At 30.4% G+C, this 24,568-nt stretch carries 20 protein-coding genes, 1 tRNA gene and 1 pseudogene; 15 read left to right on the top strand and 7 right to left on the bottom strand.

Going from position 1 to position 24,568, the window contains the following annotated elements; all coding sequences use genetic code 11:
• The first annotated feature begins 2 nt into the window (after nt 1-2).
• The gene (pdxH, locus tag B5L73_RS01935) at nt 3-629 is read left to right on the top strand and encodes a pyridoxamine 5'-phosphate oxidase (RefSeq protein WP_085147248.1); all 627 of its coding nucleotides are present in this window, start codon (nt 3-5) and stop codon (nt 627-629) included.
• Here the strand turns inward: pdxH and B5L73_RS01940 are convergent.
• Nucleotides 626-1,639 carry a polyprenyl synthetase family protein gene (locus B5L73_RS01940; protein WP_085147250.1) on the bottom strand — a complete coding sequence of 338 codons (1,014 nt, stop codon included), beginning with the start codon at nt 1,637-1,639 and terminating at the stop codon, nt 626-628. The genes pdxH and B5L73_RS01940 overlap by 4 nt on opposite strands.
• A gap of 113 nt (nt 1,640-1,752) precedes the next feature.
• Here B5L73_RS01940 and B5L73_RS01945 point away from each other — a divergent pair, with 113 nt between their 5' ends.
• The 4 genes from B5L73_RS01945 to ppdK are packed head-to-tail and all read left to right on the top strand — an operon-like array spanning nt 1,753 to nt 8,163.
• Nucleotides 1,753-2,559, top strand: coding sequence for a S49 family peptidase (locus tag B5L73_RS01945; RefSeq protein ID WP_085147252.1), 807 nt, complete (start codon nt 1,753-1,755; stop codon nt 2,557-2,559).
• Nucleotides 2,549-3,430, top strand: coding sequence for a glycine--tRNA ligase subunit alpha (locus B5L73_RS01950; protein ID WP_085147254.1), 882 nt, complete (start codon nt 2,549-2,551; stop codon nt 3,428-3,430). Before B5L73_RS01945 ends, B5L73_RS01950 begins: the two co-directional genes overlap by 11 nt.
• A gap of 1 nt (nt 3,431) precedes the next feature.
• Nucleotides 3,432-5,504, top strand: coding sequence for a glycine--tRNA ligase subunit beta (gene glyS, locus B5L73_RS01955; RefSeq protein ID WP_085147256.1), 2,073 nt, complete (start codon nt 3,432-3,434; stop codon nt 5,502-5,504).
• On the top strand, nt 5,497-8,163 hold the full coding sequence (gene ppdK / locus B5L73_RS01960) for a pyruvate, phosphate dikinase (protein ID WP_085147258.1): 2,667 nt from the start codon (nt 5,497-5,499) through the stop codon (nt 8,161-8,163). Before glyS ends, ppdK begins: the two co-directional genes overlap by 8 nt.
• 14 nt (nt 8,164-8,177) lie before the next feature.
• On the opposite strand, the gene nadC is transcribed toward ppdK, so the two are convergent.
• Entirely contained in the window at nt 8,178-9,011 is an 834-nt protein-coding gene (gene nadC, locus B5L73_RS01965) for a carboxylating nicotinate-nucleotide diphosphorylase (RefSeq protein ID WP_085147260.1), read from the bottom strand.
• 6 nt (nt 9,012-9,017) lie between these two features.
• Nucleotides 9,018-10,007, bottom strand: coding sequence for a quinolinate synthase NadA (gene nadA, locus B5L73_RS01970; protein WP_085147262.1), 990 nt, complete (start codon nt 10,005-10,007; stop codon nt 9,018-9,020).
• 57 nt (nt 10,008-10,064) lie between these two features.
• Here nadA and B5L73_RS01975 point away from each other — a divergent pair.
• Nucleotides 10,065-10,150: transfer RNA gene (locus tag B5L73_RS01975), tRNA-Leu, on the top strand.
• A gap of 4 nt (nt 10,151-10,154) precedes the next feature.
• Here B5L73_RS01975 and ygfZ read toward each other — a convergent pair.
• Nucleotides 10,155-11,042, bottom strand: coding sequence for a CAF17-like 4Fe-4S cluster assembly/insertion protein YgfZ (gene ygfZ, locus B5L73_RS01980; protein ID WP_085147264.1), 888 nt, complete (start codon nt 11,040-11,042; stop codon nt 10,155-10,157).
• Between the two features lie 43 nt (nt 11,043-11,085).
• Here ygfZ and B5L73_RS01985 point away from each other — a divergent pair, with 43 nt between their 5' ends.
• Nucleotides 11,086-12,393 carry a dihydroorotase gene (locus B5L73_RS01985; protein ID WP_085147266.1) on the top strand — a complete coding sequence of 436 codons (1,308 nt, stop codon included), beginning with the start codon at nt 11,086-11,088 and terminating at the stop codon, nt 12,391-12,393.
• Here the strand turns inward: B5L73_RS01985 and B5L73_RS01990 are convergent.
• Both B5L73_RS01990 and B5L73_RS01995 read right to left on the bottom strand, forming a co-directional pair.
• Nucleotides 12,386-12,718: a DMT family transporter gene (locus tag B5L73_RS01990; RefSeq protein ID WP_085147268.1), complete on the bottom strand. Its 333-nt coding sequence runs from the start codon at nt 12,716-12,718 to the stop codon at nt 12,386-12,388. The genes B5L73_RS01985 and B5L73_RS01990 overlap by 8 nt on opposite strands.
• Nucleotides 12,711-14,621, bottom strand: a pseudogene (locus B5L73_RS01995) (propionyl-CoA synthetase); the annotation flags it as partial. The gene B5L73_RS01990 and the pseudogene B5L73_RS01995, both read right to left, overlap by 8 nt.
• Before the next feature lie 203 nt (nt 14,622-14,824).
• Here B5L73_RS01995 and B5L73_RS02000 point away from each other — a divergent pair.
• The 4 genes from B5L73_RS02000 to B5L73_RS02015 all read left to right on the top strand — a co-directional run bounded on the left by B5L73_RS02000 (nt 14,825) and on the right by B5L73_RS02015 (nt 17,647).
• Nucleotides 14,825-15,601, top strand: a complete 777-nt coding sequence (locus B5L73_RS02000; RefSeq protein WP_085147276.1) for a bacteriorhodopsin-like — start codon at nt 14,825-14,827, stop codon at nt 15,599-15,601.
• A gap of 82 nt (nt 15,602-15,683) precedes the next feature.
• Nucleotides 15,684-16,004 (top strand): 2Fe-2S iron-sulfur cluster-binding protein, encoded by a 321-nt coding sequence (locus B5L73_RS02005; protein WP_085147277.1) that lies wholly within the window; start codon nt 15,684-15,686, stop codon nt 16,002-16,004.
• Nucleotides 16,005-17,021 (top strand): NAD(P)/FAD-dependent oxidoreductase, encoded by a 1,017-nt coding sequence (locus tag B5L73_RS02010; protein ID WP_085147279.1) that lies wholly within the window; start codon nt 16,005-16,007, stop codon nt 17,019-17,021. It abuts the gene before it with no gap.
• The gene (locus B5L73_RS02015; RefSeq protein ID WP_085147281.1) at nt 17,018-17,647 is read left to right on the top strand and encodes a glutathione S-transferase family protein; all 630 of its coding nucleotides are present in this window, start codon (nt 17,018-17,020) and stop codon (nt 17,645-17,647) included. Before B5L73_RS02010 ends, B5L73_RS02015 begins: the two co-directional genes overlap by 4 nt.
• Before the next feature lie 218 nt (nt 17,648-17,865).
• Here the strand turns inward: B5L73_RS02015 and B5L73_RS02020 are convergent, their stop codons facing one another.
• Nucleotides 17,866-18,405: a TraR/DksA family transcriptional regulator gene (locus B5L73_RS02020; RefSeq protein WP_085147283.1), complete on the bottom strand. Its 540-nt coding sequence runs from the start codon at nt 18,403-18,405 to the stop codon at nt 17,866-17,868.
• A gap of 79 nt (nt 18,406-18,484) precedes the next feature.
• On the opposite strand from B5L73_RS02020, the gene B5L73_RS02025 reads away from it, so the two are divergent.
• The 4 genes from B5L73_RS02025 to B5L73_RS02040 are packed head-to-tail and all read left to right on the top strand — an operon-like array spanning nt 18,485 to nt 24,568.
• A complete protein-coding gene (locus B5L73_RS02025) occupies nt 18,485-19,804 on the top strand; it encodes a glycosyltransferase family 39 protein (RefSeq protein WP_085147285.1) in 1,320 nt (439 codons plus the stop codon).
• 14 nt (nt 19,805-19,818) lie between these two features.
• Nucleotides 19,819-20,688, top strand: coding sequence for a glycosyltransferase family 2 protein (locus B5L73_RS02030; RefSeq protein WP_232309676.1), 870 nt, complete (start codon nt 19,819-19,821; stop codon nt 20,686-20,688).
• A complete protein-coding gene (ppc, locus tag B5L73_RS02035; protein ID WP_085147289.1) occupies nt 20,685-23,372 on the top strand; it encodes a phosphoenolpyruvate carboxylase in 2,688 nt (895 codons plus the stop codon). The genes B5L73_RS02030 and ppc overlap by 4 nt, the downstream gene beginning before the upstream one ends.
• Nucleotides 23,369-24,568: an alginate lyase family protein gene (locus B5L73_RS02040; RefSeq protein WP_085147291.1), complete on the top strand. Its 1,200-nt coding sequence runs from the start codon at nt 23,369-23,371 to the stop codon at nt 24,566-24,568. The genes ppc and B5L73_RS02040 overlap by 4 nt, the downstream gene beginning before the upstream one ends.

Genomic DNA, 24,568 nt, shown 5'->3' on the forward strand with positions numbered 1-24,568 from the left:
TTATGAATCAAAAAAACTCACTTGGGCTTAATAAATGCTTCTTAGATCTTGATAATCCATTTCAACTATTTCAAAGATGGTTTGAGGAGGCTAAAAAAAAAGAAGTTAATGATCCTAATGCTTTAGCACTTGGTACAGCAAATAAAGAGGGTATTCCCTCAGTAAGAATGGTTCTGCTCAAAGGTCATAGTGAAAAAGGATTTGTTTTTTATACAAATTTAAACAGTCAGAAAGGTAATGAAATTAAAGAAAACCCGAATGCCACAATGTGCTTTCATTGGAAAAGTTTACTAAGACAAATAAGGATAGTTGGAACATTGAAACAAGTAGATGATCAAACTGCTGATGAGTACTATAACTCAAGAGCATATGATAGCAGAATAGGTGCTTGGGCCTCAAAACAAAGTAGTATTCTCCATTCTAGAGATGAACTTTTAGATGCTTTAGAGAATTATAAAAAAAAATATAATGACAAAGATAATGTACCTAGACCAAGCCATTGGTCTGGCTGGAATTTAACACCTTCCACAATTGAATTTTGGTTAGATGGAGATAACAGAATACATGAAAGATTAAAGTATTCTTTAGATAAAAATGGTAGTTGGACAAAAAGCCTTTTAAGTCCTTAAAAATCTCTAGACAAACTAAATGAAGTTAAATTTTCAAGCATATTTTTTTCATTACAATCTTTAAATATCGATAATGAGTTTGAAGCTAAATTTATGTAATGGTTTGCTTTTTTATAACATTCTTTAATAACTTCATATTGTTTTATTAAAGATAATGTATAATTAAAATCACTTTCATTTCTATTGTCTTTTAAAAAAATATCTTTAAGAGTTTCTTTTTCTTTCAAATTCGCTTTTTGAAATAACAAGATTATTGGAAGAGTAATTTTCCCTTCATAAAAATCTTTTCCAATTTTTTTTCCGAATAATTTTAATTCAGAGTTATAATCTAAAGTATCATCAGCTATTTGAAAAGTTAAACCCAAATTCCTTCCATAAAATTCTAAAGCCTCTTTTTCTTTTGATGTCACATCTGACAAAATTGCACCAACTTTAGTAGCTGCTGCAAATAATTCAGCAGTTTTTGCAGAAATTATTCTTAAATAAGTTTCCTCCAACATATCCACCTCACCTCTATGTTGTAACTGAAGAACCTCACCTTGAGCAATCTTAGATGAAGTTGAAGATAATAATTTTAAGACTTCAATATTTCCATCATCTACCATCATTTCGAAACATCTACTAAGCAAATAATCTCCAACCAAAACAGAAGAATGGTTATCCCAAACTTTGTTTAAAGTTTTTCTCCCCCTTCTAATAGATCCATTATCTATTACATCATCATGCATTAAAGTTGCTGAGTGAATAAGTTCAACACAAGCAGCCAAATTAATATCTCTAGTTCCTTTTGCATATCCACATAATTTTGCAGAACCTAAAGTTAGTAAGGCTCTTAATCTCTTTCCGCCTGTATCGAGGTGATAGTTTGTCATTTTATGAACTAAGTCTACTTTGCTCTCTAATTTAGACTTTATTTTTTCTTCAACTAACATCAATCTATCTTCAACTGAATTTTTTAGTTGAAAATATGAATTATTAATTTTGTTTTTTAATTGTATGACACTTCCCATTAATTGAGCAAATTAGTATAATAGGTTGCTTTTTATACTTATCAATTGACGCACCTGAATCTTCAATTATAAGGTGTCTTTATATTCATAAAAAAATTCTATAAATATTAATAATGCTCTCTTTTTTTAAAAAGAAAAAAATTATTCCACATATTAAGCTAAGTGGAGTTATTGGGAATGTGGGGAAATTTAAACAAGGTATAGATTTTTCTGGCCAAGAAGACATTATTACAAAAGCATTTTCTCTAAAAAAAGCACCATGTGTTGCTATAACAATAAACTCTCCTGGAGGTTCTCCTGTTCAATCACATTTAATTTACAGCTTAATTAGACAACAGGCAAAAAAAAATAAAAAAAAAGTAATTGTTTTTGCCGAAGATGTAGCAGCTTCAGGCGGATATCTAATAGCTTGTGCTGGAGATGAAATTTATGCGAACTCAAGTTCAATAATAGGCTCAATAGGAGTAATCTACTCTTCTTTTGGTTTTACAGAATTGATAAAAAAGATAGGTGTTGAGAGAAGAGTGCATACTGCTGGGAAAAATAAAAGTACATTAGACCCATTTCAAGATGAAAAAAAGGAAGACATCGAAAGATTAAAAAAAATACAATTAGATCTACATAAAGATTTCATAGAGGTGGTCGAAAAAAGCAGGTCATCAAAACTTAAAAAATCTGAAGTAGAATTATTTTCAGGTGAATTTTGGTCAGGTAGAAAAGCCAAAGATCTTGGTTTGATAGATGATATAGGAAATGCAAATCAGATATTAAGAGAAAAATTTGGAGAAGATGTTGTTATTAAAAAATTTGAAAAATCAAAAAGCTGGCTTAGTAAAAAATTGTCGTCTTCAAATGATCATGTCGATCAATTAGCAAACATATTAGAGGAAAAATCAGTTTGGCAAAAATATGGCCTCTAAAAAAATTAAAAAAAAACCAAAATTTCAAACTTTCCAAGATACAATTATAAATCTTCAAAAATTTTGGAGTAAAAATGGATGTGTAATTTTACAACCTTATGATATGGAAGTTGGAGCTGGAACATTTCATCCAGCTACCACTCTAAGATCTCTTGGACCTAAGCCATGGAAAGCAGCGTATGTTCAACCTTCACGAAGACCTACAGATGGAAGATATGGAGATAATCCAAATAGACTTCAGCATTATTATCAATTTCAAGTTATAATAAAACCCTCTCCAATTAATATTAAAAAACTTTATTTAAATAGTTTGTCGGTAATAGGAATTAATCATAAAGAGCACGATATTAGATTTGTTGAAGATGATTGGGAAAGCCCAACTCTAGGTGCTGCAGGTCTTGGGTGGGAAGTTTGGTGTGATGGCATGGAAATATCTCAATTTACATATTTTCAACAAATGGCAGGTTTTCAATGTAAACCAGTGTCAGTGGAGATAACCTACGGCCTTGAAAGAATTTGTATGTTTACCCAGCAGAAAAAAAACGTTTATGATTTAGTTTGGAATGATGAAGGTATTGATTACAGGGAAGTTTTTCATCAATCAGAAAAAGAATTTTCAGCTTATAACTTTGAGCATGCTAATACAGAAAACTTATTTAAAATATTTGATATGCATGAGAGTGAAGCAAAATCATTAGTTGAAAAAAATATATCTTTACCTGCATACGATCAATGTTTGAAAGCAAGTCATATATTTAACGTATTAGATGCTCGCGGAGCAATTAGTGTTGCGCAAAGAGCAGAATATATTGGTCGAATAAGAGAAATTACAAAACAAGCTGCTACAATTTGGGTACAGTCGCAAACATAGAATGTCAGAATTTTTTTTAGAGCTATTTAGTGAAGAAATTCCTGCTGGGCTTCAAAAAAATTTAAGAGAAAAAATTTTTGAAGATTTTAAAAATTTATTCGAGGAAAAATCAATTAGATCAAAAAAAAATTTTTCTTTTTCAACTCCAAATAGATTAGTTTTAGTTTTTGAAGGCCTAGATAAACAAATTAAGATTAAATCTAAAGAGATTAAAGGCCCTAAAACTAGCGCTCCTGAACAAGCGTTGGAGGGTTTTTTGAGATCAAACAAAATTAACAAAAAGGATTTATTTAAAAAAAAAACCGAAAAGGATGAATTTTATTTTTACAAAACTGTAGCAACCTCATTAAAGACATATGATTTACTCACTGAATTCATTCCAAAAATTTTGAGTAACTATCAATGGAAAAAATCAATGAAATGGGGTGAATTTGATTTAAATTGGGGAAGACCATTAAAATCAATTTTATCAATATTTGATAAAAAAATTGTAAGCTTTAAATTTCATCATTTAACTTCCTCTAATTTGACTTTTTTAGATAAAGATTTTGAAGAAAAAAAAAGATCTTTTGAAAATTTTAAGAAATATGAAAAATTTTTTGAAGATAATGGAGTGATCATTAATCAAAATAAAAGATTAAAAATAATCAATAAATCTTTTTTAAAGATATTAGGGAAAAAAGGGTTAAAAATTAATGAAAATCCCAAGTTGATAGATGAGGTTGTAAATTTAGTAGATAGCCCAAATGTTTTATTGTGCAAATTTGATAAAAAATTTTTATCGGTTCCAAAAGAGATTTTGACCCTAACAATGGAGTCTCACCAGAAATATTTTCCAACATTTAATGACAAAAATGAAATTACAAATGAATTTTTAATTGTAACAAATAAAAAAGATAAAAAAGGTCTCATTAAAATAGGTAATGAAAGAGTAGTTGATGCAAGATTAAGTGATGCAGAATTTTTTTGGAATAAAGATAAAACTCAAAATTTAGTTAAAAAGGTATCAGAATTAAAATCAATGAATTTTTTTAAGGGTCTTGGATCTTATTTTGACAAAGTTCAGCGAATGAGAAAAATTGGTGGAATGATTTCAGATGAGTTATTAATTAGTAAAGAAAAAGTAGAATTGTCTGCATCAATCTGTAAGACCGATCTTACCTCTGATCTTGTTGGTGAATTTCCTGAACTTCAAGGACTTATGGGAGGATATTTTTCTGAACATCAAGGATTTGATAAAGATATTTCTCTAGCTATTTCAGAACAATATTTACCAATCGGTCTCAATTCAATGGTCCCAAAAAAACCATTTAGTGTTGCATTATCGATTACAGACAAGATTGATACCTTAGTGGGCTTTTTTGGTATAAACGAGAAACCTACAAGTTCAAAAGATCCATTAGCATTAAGAAGAATTGCTCTAGGTATAATAAGAACCACTATAGAAAATAAAAAGAATTTAAAAATAAATGATCTTATGAATTACTCTTCACGCCTTTACGATGACCAAGGATACAATCTTGATAATAAAGATTTACAAAAAGAATTATATAATTTCTTAAAAGATAGATTTAGATACTATCTTAAAGAAAAAGAAATACGTTATGATATAATCGAAGCCACTTTATCATCATTTTCGTTAAATAATTTATTTTCGTCTTTTGAAAAAGCAAAATGTCTCAACAAGGTAATTAGGAGTCAAATTGGTATGGACATAAATTCAAGTTATAAAAGAGCTTCTAATATTTTAGAACATGAGATGAAAAATAATGAAATTGAAATAAATGACACAACTGATCCTGGTATTTTTAAAAGTGAATTTGAAAAAAACTTATATAAAAAGATAAATGATATCAAAAAATATTATTCTACCTTAAATAATGATGAAAACTGTGAAAAATCTCTATCAATTTTAGCTGAAAGTAAAAAAGAAGTTTTTGAATTTTTTGATAACGTAAAAGTTAATGAAGATAACGAAACTTTAAGAAAAAACCGTTTGGAACTTATTAATATGTTATGTAAAACGTTTCAAAATTATATAAATTTTCAATTTTTAAAAGCTAATAATGAATAACCTGATTTTTAATTTTAAGTCTAAAGACTCAAAAAAAATAAAAAATCCAAAAAACTTATTAGGTGGTAAAGGAGCAAATTTGTCTGAAATGGGGAGAATGGGCTTGCCCGTACCTCCTGGTTTTACTATTTCAACGAAAGTTTGTGAAATTTTTTACAAGGACAAAAAAAAATTAAATTCCAAATTAACCAACCAAATAAAAAAAGAAATTAAAAAAATAGAAAAAGATGTATCAAAAAAATTTGGAGATTTAAAAAATCCTCTTCTTTTATCAGTTCGATCTGGAGCAAGAGTTTCAATGCCAGGTATGATGGACACAATCTTGAATTTAGGGCTTAATGACAAAACAGTGGTTGCTTTAGCTAATAAAACTTCTAACGGAAGATTTGCGAAAGATAGCTATAGAAGATTCATCCAGATGTACGGAAATGTAGTCATGGGTGTTGAAAGTTACAATTTTGAGGAATTGATAGAAAATTATAAGTTAACAAAAGGTGTATTGCTTGATACGGATCTTGATGAAGAGGATTGGGATGGTTTAATAAATGATTTTAAGAATGTAGTTAAAGAAAAGACTAGTAAAGATTTTCCTCAAGATGTTTATCATCAATTATTCGGAGCAATAAGTGCTGTATTTTTATCTTGGGAAAGCAAAAGAGCGAAAGTTTACAGAAAGTTGAATCAAATTCCTTCTGAGTGGGGAACAGCTGTTAATGTTCAATCTATGGTTTTTGGAAATATGGGTAATGATTGTGCAACAGGAGTTGTCTTCACTAGAAACCCTTCAGATGGGTCAAATGATATTTATGGAGAATATTTGATTAATGCTCAGGGAGAAGATGTTGTAGCTGGAACAAGAACTCCACAGTACATCACAAAGAAGGCAAGAAAAGAGGCAAAAGTTGTTGATGCATCTATGGAAGAGTCGATGCCAGAAGTATATCACAAATTATATAAAATTTTAAAAAAACTAGAGAAACATTATAAGGATATGCAAGATGTGGAGTTTACTGTTGAAAGTAATAAACTTTGGATATTACAAACTCGATCTGGAAAAAGAACATCAAAATCTGCAGTAAAAATTGCAGTTGATATGGTTAGAGAAAAGTTAATCAATAAAAATGATGCTGTTTTAAGAGTTGATCCCAACTCTTTAGATACGCTTTTGCATCCTACTTTAGATGAGAGAAGTTCAATCAAAGTTATAGCAAACGGTCTTCCAGCGTCTCCTGGTGCAGTAAGTGGAAAAGTAGTTTTCAGCTCTGAGGAGGCTGAAAGATTAAATGAAATGATGCAAGATACAATTTTAGTTAGAGTTGAAACTTCTCCAGAAGATATTCAAGGAATGCATGCTGCGAAGGGAATTTTAACTTCAAGAGGAGGTATGACTAGTCATGCTGCAGTTGTAGCTAGGGGAATGGGAAGACCTTGTGTTTCTGGTTCAAGTGAAATTGAAATTAATTACGATAAAAAAGTCTTTAAAACATCTTCGACTGAGATCAAAGAGGGTGAAACAATTACTATTGACGGCTCTACGGGAAGAATAATTTTAGGTACAGTTCCAACTATAAAACCTGAGATATCAGGAGATTTTTCAAAATTAATGAGCTGGGCTGATAAAATTAGAAAACTTAAAGTACGAACTAACTCTGAGACTCCTCTAGACACTCAAACAGCCAGAGATTTTGGTGCGGAGGGAATTGGACTTTGTAGGACCGAACATATGTTTTTTGATGAGGAAAGAATTTTATCAGTGCGAGAAATGATTTTATCAAAAACGTTAGATGATAGATCTAATGCTTTAAAAAAGATTCTACCGCATCAAAAAAAAGATTTTATGGAGATATTTAAGATTATGCATGGTCTTCCAGTTACTGTAAGATTATTAGATCCACCATTACATGAATTTTTACCGAAATCTGATAAAGAAATTTCTGAAGTAGCTAATGTTGTTGGATCAGACAAAAAAGATATTGAAAGCAGGATAGAAGAACTTCATGAACAAAATCCAATGTTAGGACATAGAGGTTGTAGACTTGGCATTTCATTTCCTGAAATTTATGAGATGCAATGTAGAGCGATATTCGAGGCTCTTGCAGACTTAAAAAAAAACAAACAAAAATTTGCTTTTCCCGAGATAATGATTCCTTTAGTTTCAACTGAAGCCGAGATTAAAATAATGAAAGATTTAGTAATCAATACTGCAAGAAAAGTTCAAAAAGAAAATAAAACAAAAATTGAATTTCTTGTGGGCACAATGATTGAGTTACCTAGAGCAGCAATTAAGGCTGATGATATTGCGAAACATGCTGAATTCTTTAGTTTTGGCACTAATGATTTAACACAAACAACTTTTGGAATAAGTAGAGATGATAGTGGTAAATTTTTAAATGATTATATAGATAATAAGATTTTTACTATTGATCCGTTTGTATCCATTGATGACGGAGTGAAAGATTTAGTCGAAATAGCGGTTTCTAAAGGAAAAAAACAAAATAAAAAGATTAAATTAGGTATATGTGGTGAACATGGTGGTGATCCAAAGAGTATTAAATTTTGTTCAAAAGCTGGGCTTAATTATGTTTCCTGCTCACCTTACAGAGTTCCTATAGCTAGATTAGCAGCGGCGCAGGCTGAGCTTACCAAAAATAAAAATTAAAAAAATCAAATAATCTAGATTTCTAGTTTGAAATCTATTGCTGGGGCACTATGAGTAATGCTCCCAATTGAAATTCTATCTACCCCGGTCATTGCAACAGATTTTACAGTTTGAAGATTTATATTCCCTGAAGCTTCTGTTTCATAATATTTTTTAACTAGTTTTACACCTGCTCTAAGATTTTTAATACTCATATTATCAAACAAAATAGTATTAAATTTAAGACCAATAATCTTCTTCAGTTGCTTTAAATTATCCACTTCAACTGTAATTTTTTTTCCTTTTTTGTTTTTTATTGCTAATGAAACTAATTCTTTTAAATCAGAACTAGCGATATGATTATCTTTTATCAAAAATTCATCACTTAAATTAAATCTATGATTTGTACCACCTCCTAATTTAACTGCGTATTTTTGAATAACTCTATAATTCGGTAAAGTCTTTCTGGTGCAGCAAATTTTACACTTTTTTCCAGCTAGTTTAACAAATTGATTTGTTTTTGTAGCTATTCCTGAAATATGGGATAAAAAATTTAATGCAACCCTTTCTGCAATCATTATAGAATTAGCTTTACCTTTTATTACTGCTATTACAGAATTTTTTTTGACTGTGGACCCATCTTTTTTTTTTAATATAAACTTAATTTTTTTGTCAACTTGCTTAAAGGATTGTTTTACAAATAACAAACCTGCAACCACTGCTTTTTGATTAGAAATTATTTTCGCCTCAATAATTTTATTATTATTTATAAGGTTAGATGTTATGTCTCCATAAGGATATAAATCTTCGGTAAGAGCAAGTTTTACTCTATCTTTAATAAAAGTTTCACTTAATTTAATTTTCGACACGAAGTGTTATCTACCGATAGCAACCATTTTTTCTACTGACAATCTAGCTTTCTCAATCGTCTCTTGGTCCATGATAATTTCACCTGTTTCATTTTCTAAACAGTCTAAAATTTTAGGCAAAGTAATTTTCTTCATATGCGGACACATATTACATGGCCTTATAAATTCTACGTTCGGATTTTCCACTTGAATGTTATCACTCATAGAACATTCAGTTACCATCATTACTTTTTTTGGCTGATTATCTTTAACATAATTAATCATTCCTGATGTTGATCCTGCAAAATCACTTGCTCTAATCACTTCTGGAGGACATTCTGGGTGTGCAATTATTTTAATCCCAGGATTATTTTTCCTTATATTTTTAATCTCGTTTTCATTGAATTGATCATGAACAATACAAATTCCTTTCCATGAGATAATTTCAACGTCGGTTTGTGAAGCAACGTATTTAGCTAAATAGTCGTCAGGTAAAAAAATAACTTTTTTCACACCTAAGGATTTTACAATTTTAACTGCATTAGCTGATGTACAACACACATCTGTTTCTGCTTTTACATCAGCAGATGTATTTACGTATGAGACAACAGGAACTCCTGGATACTTTTCTTTTAACAACCTTACGTCTTTACCCGTAATTGAAGAGGATAATGAACAACCCGCTTTCATGTCTGGTAATAAAACTTTTTTATTTGGACTCATTAATTTTGCAGTTTCAGCCATGAAGTGAACTCCAGCCATAACAATTATATCTGCCGAGGTTTTTGATGCTTCAACGGCAAGAGCTAAAGAGTCTGCAGAAAAATCCGCAATACCGTGATAAATTTCTGGAGTTTGATAGTTATGGGCAAGTATTACTGCATTCTTCTCTTTTTTTAATTTATTAATTTTATGAATATAAGGGGCATGAACTGCCCACTCAATCTCAGGCATAACCTTTGAAATCTTCTTATAAATTGGATCAGTTGCCAATTTTACTTCTTGATTAAATTCCATAAATAAAATTTATCAATTTGAAACCTACTTGTCATTGATTTAATGTGGGTCATATTTGCGGCCATGCTGAAATTGGTAGACAGGCACGGTTGAGGGCCGTGTGGACCTGGTCCATGAGAGTTCGAGTCTCTCTGGCCGCACCAAAAATTAAATCTTTAGCCATTCAGGTATAAATATTTTAAATGATCCATTTTTACTTTTTAAAGTAAGATCTTTATTAAAGTTTTCATTTGAAAATTTTATCAAAGCAAATGGATACTCCTCATTTATCAAAATTTTTCCAATTTCAATCTCATTACAATATACCGTTTCATCTTCATCAAGCTTTCCATCAATTATCTCAACCGGCAATAACCTCTTAGAAAGTTTATTTTTAAGTTTAATTCTAGCAGTATTTTCTTGTCCTACGTAACACCCTTTTTTAAAATCAATACCATTTAGTTCTTCAAAATTACATTCAATACCGAATAATTTATTTTTTAGTTTATTTAAATTCTTTGGAACAATCCCAAGTTTATGACTTTGATGATAATAGTTCTCAATTTTATCGTCTTTTAATTCAAGTTTTTTTAGAGACAAATAAAGTTTTTCTAAATTAATAATTAATCTAGCACCCAAATTTTTATTTCTTGGATCTAGAACTATTGGATCTTCTCTATATCTCATAGTAAAACCAAGAATATCTTTTGAGTCATCTATTGATAAATATTTTTCATAACCAAAACTTGCAACAACAAATTCATTGCTAAGATTAAGGATTTCTACTTTTGATCTTATTTTATATAAATTTAACTGATTCAATATTTCCTCAGATTGAGACTTTTCACAATCTATAAAAAAACCTGACTTATGCTTTACAACAATAAATTCATAAAGAAACTTGCCTTGAGGGGTTAATAATGAAGCAAAACAACTTGAACTATCTGTAACTTTATTAATGTCATTGCTAATTAAATTTTGCAAGAAGTCTCTAGCATCCTGGCCATTTACATAAAGTATGGCTCTATCTTTTAATATATAAACGCTATTATTCATATTTGATTGCTCGTAAAATTTAATATAATAACTTTTTTCATAAATGTTAGATCTAATAATCAAAAATGGGCAATGTTATATCAATGGAAAACTAGAGGATAATGATATTGCCGTTAAAGATGGTAAAATATTAAAAATTGGTCAAATATCAGAAGAGGCAAAAGAAGTCTATGATGCTAAAAATAAAATTACCTTACCTGGCTGTATAGATACTCAGACGCATTTTAGAGAACCAGGTTCAACAGATACAGAAGACCTTCACTCTGGAAGTAGAGCAGCAGTAGCTGGAGGAATTACAGCAGTATTTGAAATGCCGAACACCAACCCTCCAACCTCAAACTTAAAAGAATTTCAAAGAAAATTGGATCTTGCAAAAAACAGAATGTACTGCAATTATGCTTTCTATTTCGGTGCTACAGCAGGTAACGTTAGTCAACTCGCTGAGTTAAAAAATTTAGAGGGCTGTTGTGGTATCAAATTGTTTGTAGGTTCCTCAACAGGTAATCTTTTAGTAGCACTCGAGGAAGATATTGATAAAGTTTTTCAAAATAGTTCTAAGGTAGTAGCGGTTCACTCAGAAGATGAAGAAATCTTAAACAAAAATAAAAAATTGATTAAAAATGGTGATGTGCATTCTCATCCTATTTGGAGAAGTGAGGAGTGTGCAATTTCTTCGACTAGAAGAATAGTTAGACTTGCAAAAAAATATAATAAGAAAGCGCATGTACTACATATTACCACTAAACAAGAGGTAGATTTTTTATCTCAACACAAAGGTAATATTACTTTTGAAATTACGCCACAACATTTAACAATTTATGCACCTGATTGTTATGATAAACTTGGAACCTACGCACAGATGAATCCACCAATAAGAGACAAGTCTCACTATGATCGATTGTGGTATGCAGTAAGAAATAATTTAAATGATACAATTGGCTCAGATCATGCACCTCATCTAAAAGTAAATAAAGATAAAGAGTATCCTAATTCTCCATCAGGCATGCCAGGTGTCCAAACACTTATGCCAGTAATGTTAGATCACGTTAATCATGGAAAATTATCACTTACTCAACTAATAAATTTGGTATGCGAAAATCCAATTAAAATATTTGGGATACAGAACAAAGGATATATTAAAGAGGGATATGATGCTGATTTTACTATCGTAGATATGAAAAAGAAAATAACTATTAAAAATGAGAACATAGAAAGTAAGTGTGGATGGTCACCTTTTAATGATGTTGAATTTAAAGGAACACCTGTAGCGACAATAATCTCTGGTAAGATAAAGATGAAGGATGGAAAGATTTTAGGTGACCCTGAGGGCACACCTTTAAAATTTAATTAATTTTTACAGTAAAACTATTAACCAATATCACACCAACAACAATAAGAAACAGACCCGCAATAGCTTGCCAAGCTAAAGTTTGTTTAAAAAAGAAATATCCAAGTAATGCTATTGTAAATACACCTAGCCCGCTCCAAGTAGCATAAACAATTGCTATTGGGAGTTTATCCATAACAAATGTCATCAAATAGAATGACACTAGATAAAATATTGTTAAGCAAATTGTTGGAATAATTTTGGTAAAATTTTGTGAAACTGGCAATAACATTGTACCTGCTACCTCACAAAATATAGCAATAAGTAGAAAAGAATATGTTTTAACCATTATTTAGTATTTTGTTATCAATTAAGTCTTGTTTAATCTCATCAAGAATTGCAGGATCATCAATTGTTGGAGGCATTTTATACTCAACATTATCAGCAATTTTTCTAATTGTTCCTCTCAAGATTTTTCCAGATCTTGTTTTAGGAAGTCTTTTAATAACTATCGCAACTTTAAATGCAGCTACAGGACCAATTTTATCTCTGACCATTTTAATACATTCCTTTGAAATAGTTTCGTTATCTTTATCAACTCCAGCTTTTAAAACTATTAATCCAATTGGTAATTGCCCTTTTAATTTATCAGCAATTCCAAGGACTGCGCATTCAGCTACTGACTGATGCTCAGACAAAACTTCTTCAATTGCCCCAGTTGATAATCTATGGCCAGCAACGTTTATGATGTCGTCAGTCCTAGACATGATCCAGATATAGCCATCTTCATCAATATGACCTGCATCATAAGTTTGATAGTAACCATCGTAGTTTGACATATAATTTTCTTTGTATCTTTGATCTGCGTTCCATAGAGTGGGAAACGTACCAGGGGGCAAAGGTAATTTTACAACGATGTCTCCCATTTCATTTGGTTTAGCTAAAGTTTGATCTGATTTAATAATTTTTACATCATAACCTGGAACTGCTTTACAAGCTGAACCATATTTGGTTTTCATCATTTCAATTCCTGTACAATTTGAACTTATTGCCCAACTTGTTTCAGTTTGCCACCAATGGTCTATCACTGGAACTTTTAGTAAATTTTCTGCCCATTTGATTGTATCCGGATCTGCTCTTTCACCAGCAAGAAATAAACTTTCAAAACTACTCAAATCATACTTAGAGAAGAACTTTCCCTCAGGATCTTCTTTTTTAATCGCTCTAAATGCAGTTGGAGCTGTAAATAAAGATTTTACTTTGTAATCAGATATGATTTTCCAGAAAGCTCCTGCATCAGGTGTACCTACAGGTTTTCCTTCAAACAAAACTGTTGTGCACCCTTTAAATAATGGGGCATAGACTATGTATGAGTGACCTACAATCCAACCTATATCACTTGCTGACCACCAAATATCCTCCTCATCAATGTTGTAGATATTTTTCATTGTCCATTTCAGAGCCACTATATGACCCCCAATGTCTCTTACAATACCCTTAGGAGTTCCTGTTGTACCTGAGGTGTAAAGTATATAAGCAAACTCATTAGAATTCATTTCAACACAATCCGTATCTTTTGCATCGGCTAATGCTTCATCCCAACTGATTTCATTTGGTGAATTTAACTTAGCCTCATGACCTTTTCTTTGAAATAAAATCATCTTACTTATTTTATGATTTGCCAGTTTTATAGCTTCATCTACCAATGGCTTGTATTCAACCGTTCTACCTGGCTCAAAACCACACGAGGCTGTTACAAGAATTTTAGCTTTGCTGTCATCTATTCTGCTTGCAAGTTCATTTGATGCAAATCCACCAAAAACAACAGAGTGAATTGCTCCAATTCTTCCACAAGCAAGCATTGCAATGACTGCTTCAGGGATCATTGGCATATAAATTATTACTCTGTCACCCTTTTTGACACCTTGATTTGTTAATGCTCCCGCAAATTTAGAAACTTTTGATCTTAATTGCTCATATGTAAGCTTACTTTTATTACCCGTGATGGGACTATCATAGATTAGAGCAGTTTTTTGACCTTGGCCGTTATCAATATGAATATCTAATGCATTGTAGCAAGTATTTGTAACTCCATCTTCAAACCATTTGTAAAAAGGGGGGTTTGATTTGTTTAAAATTTTTGATGGTTTTTTAAACCAAAAGACATCGTCAGCTGCTTTTCTCCAGAAATTTTCTGGATCTTCAATTGATTTTCTATAAATTTCCTTGAATTTATCTGACATAATTAAAGTTGATTCGTTAGTTAATTTATTGTGGTTTTTAAATCACAAATTGTATTTAATTTTAAAAAACGAGTAAAATCAATGTAAATTAATGACAATTATGTCTTCTATTAAGTGTTTTTATTTGGTATTTAACCACAACTTTTGCTTGGGGAAGCTCAAGCTTAGTTTATATAAACTAAAGTAAAAACTAACTAAAGAGGGAGTTTTTTATGAAAAAACTTAAACTGTTTGCTCTAGCAGCGTTAGCCCTAGTGGGTTATGCAGGTGTTGCTAATGCAGCAGACGCAACGATGTTAGCTCAGGATGACTTTGTTGGAATATCTTTTTGGATAATTTCAATGGGTATGTTAGCGGCTACAGCTTTCTTCTTCATGGAGAGAGGTACTGTTAACCCTGCGTGGAAAACATCAGTAACTGTTGCAGGTCTTGTAACTGGTATTGCTTTCATTCACTATATGTACATGAGAGAAGTATGGGTTGCTACAGGTGACTCACCAACAGTATACAGATATATTGACTGGTTAATTACTGTGCCATTACAGATGGTAGAATTCTACTTAATTCTAGTAGCAGTAAGAAAAGCAAATTCTGGAATGTTCTGGAGATTGTTAATCGGTTCATTAGTAATGTTAATCGGAGGATACTTAGGAGAAGCTGGATACATCAATGCTACACTTGGTTTTGTAATCGGTATGGCTGGATGGATTTACATTCTATATGAAATATTCTCTGGTGAAGCTGGAAGAGCTGCTGCTAAAAGCGGTAACAAAGCTCTTGTAACTGCGTTCGGTGCAATGAGAATGATTGTAACTGTAGGTTGGGCTATTTATCCATTAGGTTATGTATTTGGTTACCTAACAGGTGGTGTAGATGCTAACTCACTAAACGTTGTTTACAACTTAGCTGACTTCATTAACAAAATTGCATTCGGTCTAGTAATCTGGGCTGCTGCAATGAGTTCTGGAGCTGGCGCAAGAAGTAGATAATTACTAAGTAATTAAAATAATTTTAGGGCGGGTATGTTTTTACATACTTGCCCTATTTTTTTTGATCCCTATATTCAATTGAATGGCAAAAATAACATACATAACTTCTGATAATCAAACTCATACAGTTGAGGTCCAAAACGGCTTGACTGTGATGGAGGGGGCAGTTCAAAATGATATACCGGGCATTGATGCGGATTGTGGTGGTGGAATGGCGTGTGCAACCTGCCATGTTTATGTCAAAGAAGATTGGTTTAATAAAATTCCAAAAAAAGAAGATGGAGAAGATGATATGTTAGATATGGCATTTGAACCAAAAACTAATAGTAGACTTAGTTGCCAAATAATTGTTTCAGATGAACTAGATGGACTTGAAGTAAACATACCATCCAAACAAGCTTGAATGAAAACAACTGATGCATTAATTATTGGAGCAGGTCCAACAGGACTTTTTACTGCTCATCAATTAAAATTAATCGGATTAGATTGTGAGATAGTTGATAATTTAGATAAAATTGGAGGTCAATGCATCGAACTTTATCCTGATAAGCCAATTTATGATATACCCGCTGTACCCGAATGTACAGGAGAAGAACTTACTAATAATTTATTAAATCAGTTAAAACCTTTTGATATCAAATTTCATTTAAGTGAAAGAGTTGAAGAAGTAAAAAAAGAGGAAAATAACTGGTTAGTAAAAACTAGTGGAGGTAATTCTTTTTTGACACCAAATGTAATTATTGCAGGTGGTGTTGGTTCATTTGAACCTCGAAAATTTTCACCAAAAGATTGTGAAAAATTTGAAAATAAATCATTGTTTTATTCGGTAAAAGATAAAAACATTTTCAAAGGAAAAACAGTTTCAATTTTTGGAGGTGGAGATAGCGCATTAGATTGGGCTATAGAATTATCAAAAGAGTCTAATGTTAACTTGATACACAGACGAGATGAATTTAGAGGTGCACAAGCTACTGTTGATAAAATGCACGCATTAGTAAAAGATGGTAAAATTAATCTTTTTACTAAATATCAAATGGCCAACGTCCATGGAGAACAAACACTAGAAAGCATTGATATAAAACATGATAATGATGAAATAAAAAACTTGAAGACTGAATATGTTTTAGGTTTTTTTGGTCTTATTATGCAACTAGGACCAATTGCTAATTGGGGCCTTAATCTGAATAAAAAAACTATAGAGGTAGATACTGAAAAATTTGAAACTAATCAAAAAGGCATTTATGCTGTAGGTGATATCTGTAATTATCCTGGTAAATTAAAACTAATCCTGTCAGGTTTCCATGAAGGAGCCTTAGCAGCAAGAGCATGTTTCAAATTAGCAAGACCTGATGAAAAATATAGATTTGAATTCACAACAACCTCAACAAACTTATTGAAAAGACTTGGAAAAAAAGAGTGATAGATCTTTACTCAGCTAATACTCCTAATGGTAAAAAAATTAGTATTATGCTTGAGGAAATTGGATTTGACTACAAAGTAATCAAAGTTGATATTAATAACGGTGAACAATTTAAAGATGAGTTCAAAAAAATAAGTCCTTTAAGTAAAATTCCAGTAATTATTGACCAAGAAAATAAAAAAACAATTTTTGAATCTGGGGCAATCTTAATTTATTTAGCTGAATTGAGCGGGAAATTTTATAATTCTGAAGAAAGATTGGAAATTAATCAGTGGCTTATGGCTCAAATGGGTTATGTTGGTCCAATGTTGGGACAACACCATCAATTCCATCATTATAATCCAGGAAAAAGCAAATTCGGAGAAGACAGATATTTTAAAATTTCTAAACGAATATACAAAGAGTTAGACGAGAGATTATCTAAATCAAAATACTTATCAGGTAAAAACTATACAATTGCAGATATTGGTACATTTCCCTGGATAGCAAGACATGAATGGCATGATATTGGTCTTAAAAATTATAAAAATCTTACTAGATGGTACGAGGAAATTTCAGATAGAGAAGGTGTGAAAAAGGGATTTGCGTTTATGGATGAAAATGAGGTTCCACCCAAACCATATTAGTTCATTGAGCTAAGCAATCTAAATAAAGAGGCAAAAATACCATGACCTGATATCTCTATGGCGAGAACAATGATAATTATTAAAATTATTTTTGTATCCATTAACTAAATACAATAACTAATAAAATTATCCAAAACAAACCATAATAATAATATATGTACTTTTTAGTAAAATAATAAGTTACTGGATTATGAACTTTTTTAGTTTTTTTCTTTCTTTTAGTCATCTGCGTGTACTTTTTCATCTTTCTCATGTTTCTCTTGAGCAGCAATTGTATACTTCGCGACCGGTCTTGCCATAAGCCTTTTTAACCCAATTGGTTCTGCTGTATCTAAACAGTATCCATAAGTATCTTCCCTAATTCTTGCTAGCGCTTTATCTATTTCTGAAATTAGTTTAATTTGCCTATTAATAGCTTTCATCTCAACATTTTTATCAGTGTATGAACTTGCCTGATCTACAATATCTGCCGAAATGCTATTATCGTCCATACTACCGTTATAAAGAGCTTCATTGTTTGCTCTTACTAAATCCTTTCTCCATTCTTGAAGCTTCATTCTAAAAAATACTTTGTGTTTTTCACACATATATTTTTCAGTATCTTTTGGAATATAAGTTTTAGAAATTTTAATTGGACCTTTAATCGTATCTTTAGTTTTAGCTACTTTTGATTTAACTGCTAACTTAACTTTTGATTTACTGACAGTTTTATTCTTTGCTTTTACAACTTTTTTTTTTACTTTGCTGGTTTTAGCCATATTTTCAAATTGAATTCGAGGGAGTATATTCAGCAAAATATGCGTGTCAAGCAACGTTAATTATTGTAATTATTAAGTTATGATCAGTTCAAATAGAAATATAAATAATATATTTTTTATTTTTGCTCTATCACATTTATTAATTTGGACAGTTGTTCCAACAATAACCAATAAAAATTTACCCCTAGATGTAATCGAAGCATTAGCATGGGGCAGTAATCTAGACTGGGGTTTTAATAAACATCCGCCTGGGAGTGCATTCTTTCCAGAAGTTTTTTTTCAGATTTTTGGTGCTCAAGATTGGGCATACTATTTTTTAAGCTCATTATTTGTGGTGATTTCTTTCTATGTTGTTTTTAAATTTGCAAACGAAATTTTACAAAACAAATTATTGAGTCTTTTTTCTGTTTTAATTTTAGAAGCTATATATTTCTATAATTTTACAACACCTGAGTTTAACGTAAATGTATGCCAGCTTCCATTTTGGTCTTTAGTGGTTTATTTTTCATGGAAAATTTATTCCTCTAAAGAAATAAAGTTATCCGATTGCTTTTGTATTGGTTTGTTTGGAGCAATAGGGTTTTTATCAAAGTACTTATTTGTTTATCTATTAGCATCAATTTTTTTACTTTTTGCATATTTAATATTTATTAAAAATGATAGAAAATTTGATTTCAAATATTTTATTACTTTAGAGGTGTTTGTAGTTTTATTAGTTCCTCATCTTGTATGGCTATATGGGAATGATTTTATTACAATTTTTTATGGCTTAAAAAGAACTGGCTTAGAACCAAGCTTAATAAATCATTTTGAACAACCAATATTATTTTTACTTAAGCAATTAGGAATACTTCTCCCGTTTTTCTTTTTAATTTGGTTGTTAGTCAAAAAAATTAAATTTAAGCTTAATATAAATGATAAAAAATTACTTTTCCTTTTAGTCATAAACTTAGTGCCAATTTTCTTAATTTTACTTACATCAGCAATAATGGGCTCTAAAATTAGAACAATGTGGATGACCCCTTTTTATTTATATTTCGGAGTTTTATTTATTTATGTTTTGAAATCTCAAATAAATATAAAAAGAACGAATTCTTTTTTATCGGGTTTTTTGTTTCTATTTTTTTTATCACCTATTATTTATTCTTATGTATCAATTTCTCAAACAGATAAAAGAACTGACTATCCTGGAAAAGAGATTGCATTTAAAGCTCAATTAATTTGGAATAAGGATTTTAATGAAGATATTCAATTCGTAATCGGAGATGAATGGAAAGCTGGAAACTTATCGTATCATTTAAAATCACGACCTGTTTGGGAGGGATCTACAAATGATGAAATTTTGAAAAATGCCTCAAAATTCATTTGTATTGAAGATGTTTGTTTGGGAAGATACTAAAATAAAATTATATTATGAAAATAATAATTTTAACCCCAGTATTTAATGACTGGCAATCAGTATACAAACTTATCGATGAAATAAATAATTTATCGTTAAACCAAGAATTTGAAATTTCAGTTTACATATTTAATGATTATTCAAATCATGATCGTCCAGACTTTGAAAAAAATCTAGAAAACATAACTTCTATAAAAATTTTTAATATGAAAAAAAACCAAGGGCATGCAAGATGCATAGCAACTGGTTTAAGATACATCTTTGAAAAAGATAATTTCGATTATGTAATCCCGATGGATGGCGATGGTGAAGATAGACCTGAGGAGATTGAATTTTTTTTAGAACAAATCAAAAAATCACAAGATAAACCTATTGTAGGAGAAAGAGTTAAAAGATCGGAAAAAATGATATTTAAGACTTGTTATCAATTTCATAAATTTCTTACCTTAGTATTTACAAGTAAGTCAATTAAGTTTGGAAATTATACTTGTTTACCAAGATCAATTGTTGAGAAAATGATTAATGAAAAAGCTACTTGGAATAGTTTTTCAGGCTCATTAAAAAAAATTGAAAATAATCTAATATCTATTCCATCTATTAGGGGCAACAGATATTTTGGACCATCAAAAATGAGTTTTATTAATTTAATCAAACATTCACTCTCAATTATTAGCGTGTTTAGAAAAACTTTTTTAATTCGATCTGCTTTATTTATAATTATCTATATCTTAATGATAAAAAGTAATGCATCAATAATTACTGCAATACCCCTAATTTTTTTATTAATAGCCGTTTATTCAATCTCAAATCTAGCATTAAGAGAAAACATGGAAGAATTTAAAAATTGTCTTAGCCAAATAAATGATATTGAGAATATTAAATGAAAAAAAAAGATCTTTATTATGAGAGAATCCCTACAAAACTTTTAAGAGAAGATGTCAAATATTTAGGAAATATATTAGGGCAAGTTATAAGAACACAAGAAGGAAAAAAGTTTTTTGATTTAGTTGAAAAAGTCAGAAAATTATCAAAAGCAAATAAAGCAAATCCAAATTCTAAAAAATCAAATACCAATGTAATTAATGCTATAAAAAAGCTTGATCCCAAAAATACTTTTAAATTAACTCGAGCATTTTCACATTTTATGAATTTTATGAATTTAGCTGAGTTAGTTGATGCCTCTAGAAGTATAAATGAAAATGAAAATAATAAAAAAAAATTAGGTAAAAAAAATTTATTTATAGAGGAAATATTTGAAGATCTGTTCAGAAAAAAAAATATTTCAGATAATAAAATTTATGATTTAGCAAAAAATCTTAATATAGGTATTGTTTTAACAGCTCATCCGACAGAAGTAAAAAGAAGAACTTTAATTCAAAAATATCACAAAATCATAGAGATACTTGAGGAGCGAGAATTGTTTAAAAATTTTCCCTCAAAATTAAAAATCCTTGATAAAAATCTTTACGATGAGTTGACGATTATTTGGAATACGGATGATCTTAAAAGATTTAAACCATCACCATTTGATGAGGCTAGATGGGGATTGGCTATTATTGAAGATAGTCTATGGGATACTGTTCCAAAAGTTTATAGAAAATTAAACTCTATATTTGTAAAAAATATGGGTAAAAATTTACCAAAAAATTTTAATCCTATTGTATTTGGTTCATGGATGGGTGGTGATCGAGATGGTAATCCTAATGTTACTTCAGAAGTCACAAGAAAAGTAATTCTTCTTTCTAGATGGGAAGCAGCTAAATTATATGAAAAAGCTCTCACTAAAATAATAAGATCTTATTCTATGGAAAAGGCTTCAAAAAAAATCTTAAGTAGAGTTGGTCAATCATTCGAGCCTTATAGAGTCTTTTTAAGACCTTTGAGAGACAAAATGAGAATTACACATAGATCTATTGAGCAACATCTGGTGCATAATAAGCCATTAGATCAAAAAAAATTATTAAGTTCTCGTGAGGAAATTCTCAAACCTTTAAGAGTTGTAAGAGAGTCTTTAGAGCAAAATCAAAATGAGAATATTGCTAGTGGTGATTTGTTAGATTTAATGAGACGAGCAAAATGTTTTGGGATTAATTTAGCAAGACTAGATATTAGACAAGAATCTTCAAGACATAAACAATTGATATCTGAGTTTGTAAAGACGAAGCTTAAAAAAGATTATTCAAATTTTGCTGAGAAAGAAAAATTAAATTTTTTAAAGAAATTTATAACTTCTAAATCTAATAAAATTGGAAATTTTCAATTTAAGAATAAAGAAAATAAGGAAGTTTGGGCCACTTTTAATACTTTATCAAAAGAGCCACCAGAGTGTTTAGGTGCATATGTAATATCAATGACTACATCTGCTTCAGATATTTTATCAGTATCTTTCTTACAAAAAGAGGCAAATATAAAAAATAAATTAAGAGTAGTTCCTTTATTTGAAACTTTAGATGATCTTGTTAATGCGAAATCTATCATGGAAACTTTGTTCTCTCAAAAATGGTACAGAAAACTAATCAATCATGATCAAGAGGTTATGATTGGATATTCAGATTCAAGTAAGGATGCTGGAAAAATATGTGCTAGTTGGCATCAATATAAAGCTCAAGAAGAAATAATAAAATTGGCAAAAAAATTTAAGATTAAAATAACTTTTTTTCACGGCAGAGGCGGATCAGCAGGTAGAGGAGGAGGTCCAATACAGGCTACTTTGAGATCACAACCTCCCTATTCAGTTAATGGAAATATCAGAATTACTGATCAAGGCGAAGTAATTCAACAAAAGTATGGTTATGAGCCTTTGGCTAATTATAATTTATGTAGTTACATTGGCGCTGTTACAGAGGCTACATTAAACCCACCACCGGTTCCTAAAAAAAATTGGAGAGATCTAATTGAAAAAATGTCGGAAATTTCAAAAAACTCATATAGAAAAAATATAAATCAAAGCTCTGATTTTATTCAGTATTTTAGAACCGTTACTCCTCATAAAGCCCTTGGTAAATTATCTATTGGTTCAAGACCTTCAAAAAGAAAAAATGTTGATAATATAAAAAGTTTAAGAGCTATTCCCTGGGTGTTTGCGTGGACACAGATTAGATTAATGCTTCCAGCTTGGCTAGGAAGTGCTGAAGCATTAAGATACTCTTATATCAAACAATTTAGAAAGACTTTATATGATATGGAAAAAAATTGGCCTTTTTTTAATTCAATGCTTGATATGCTGGATATGGTTATTTCAAAAGCTGACCCTGAAATTTCAAAAATTTACGAGGAGTTTCTTGCTGATCAAAAACTTAAAAGAGTTGGAAAAAAATTAAGATTTCAATTTGATACTATAAAAGCATTAAATAAAAAAATTACACCTAAAGAAATTCTTAAGATTAGAAAAGAATTTAGATCTTCAGTATTGATACGAAATATTTATTCTGAAGTTTTAAATATCATTCAGCCAATAGTTATTTATAAATTGAAAAAGAATAAAGATAAAAAAAATAGAAAATATTTAGAGGACGCTTTGCTGACTTCTATTGCGGGTATTTCTGCAGCCATGAAAAATACTGGATGATATTTAAAAAGATTACTTTTTTGATTTTTTTATTTTTGATTGTTACAAACACATCAAAAAGTGATTTTAAAGAAATAAAAAAAAAAGCAACAATCACTAAGCCAGAAATTATTTTTCCAATACAAAAGGATAAAAAAGGATGCATAAAAGATTTATATGTAAGTCCAGATAAAAACTATGTTTTACCAGTATTGAAAGTTGAGGCACCTTCAGGATACGGACTTGATAATAGATTCGATCATGCAAAGAGCAAATTTGAAGATTTTAGTTTTCCCTGTGGCAGTGGAAATGTAGAAGCATGTCAAAATGTAAAAAGAGTAATTTTAGAATGGGCAAAAGCTAATGCTGCTCAAAGAACAGGACCCTCTGATGGGGAAGGCAGACACTGGAACGATACTTTAACTGTGAATCTTTATATAGCTTCACCAATGATGGCAGCATATTCATTTGCTAAACAAGTAATTGATATTCCAAAGACTGAGGATAAAATAATCAAAGATTGGTTTAAAAGGATTGTCAGAAAAAATAAACATTTAATGTACGAATACTCTAATTATAAAACCGGATCAGGTGCAAACGGTACCCCTAAAAGAGCCCATAATCATGCTCTATCATCTGCAATGAGTCATATGCAATTAGGAATTTTGCTTAACGACAGTAAGTTTTTTAGAACGGCATTTAAAAATTTTGAAGCAGCTATAAGATATCAAAGAAAAGATGGAAGCATGCCTATTGAAACAAGAAGAGGTGGAAGGGCAATGTTTTATCAAGCAAGGGCCATGAATGCTTTAGCTGTCATTGCTATAATTGCTGAAAATCAAGGTTACAATGTTTGGAATTATGAACATAAAGGTAAAAATTATCATAACATTGTTAAATTTTTTTTAGATTTTACTGAAAATAATGAAGTCGTTTTCAAGTATGCAAAAAGCATGAAGCACCCAGGACCTGCTAAAAATTATAAAAGACAAGATCTTGATGGTAGGTCGAGCAGCAACTGGGGATGGTTGTACGCTTATGCTTCAAGATTTCCTGATCATGAAAATGTGCAAAGATTAAAAAATTGGTCTCAAAATAAAAGTGATCTTAATAGTTATCAGTGGGATATAGTTCATCACTATTTGAATATTGGCAATAGACCTTTTGGTTCAGCTTCCTGGACAGTGGTTGAAGCTAACTGTCACTTTACAAAATAA

This window comes from Candidatus Pelagibacter sp. RS39, from assembly GCF_002101315.1.
GTDB lineage: Bacteria > Pseudomonadota > Alphaproteobacteria > Pelagibacterales > Pelagibacteraceae > Pelagibacter.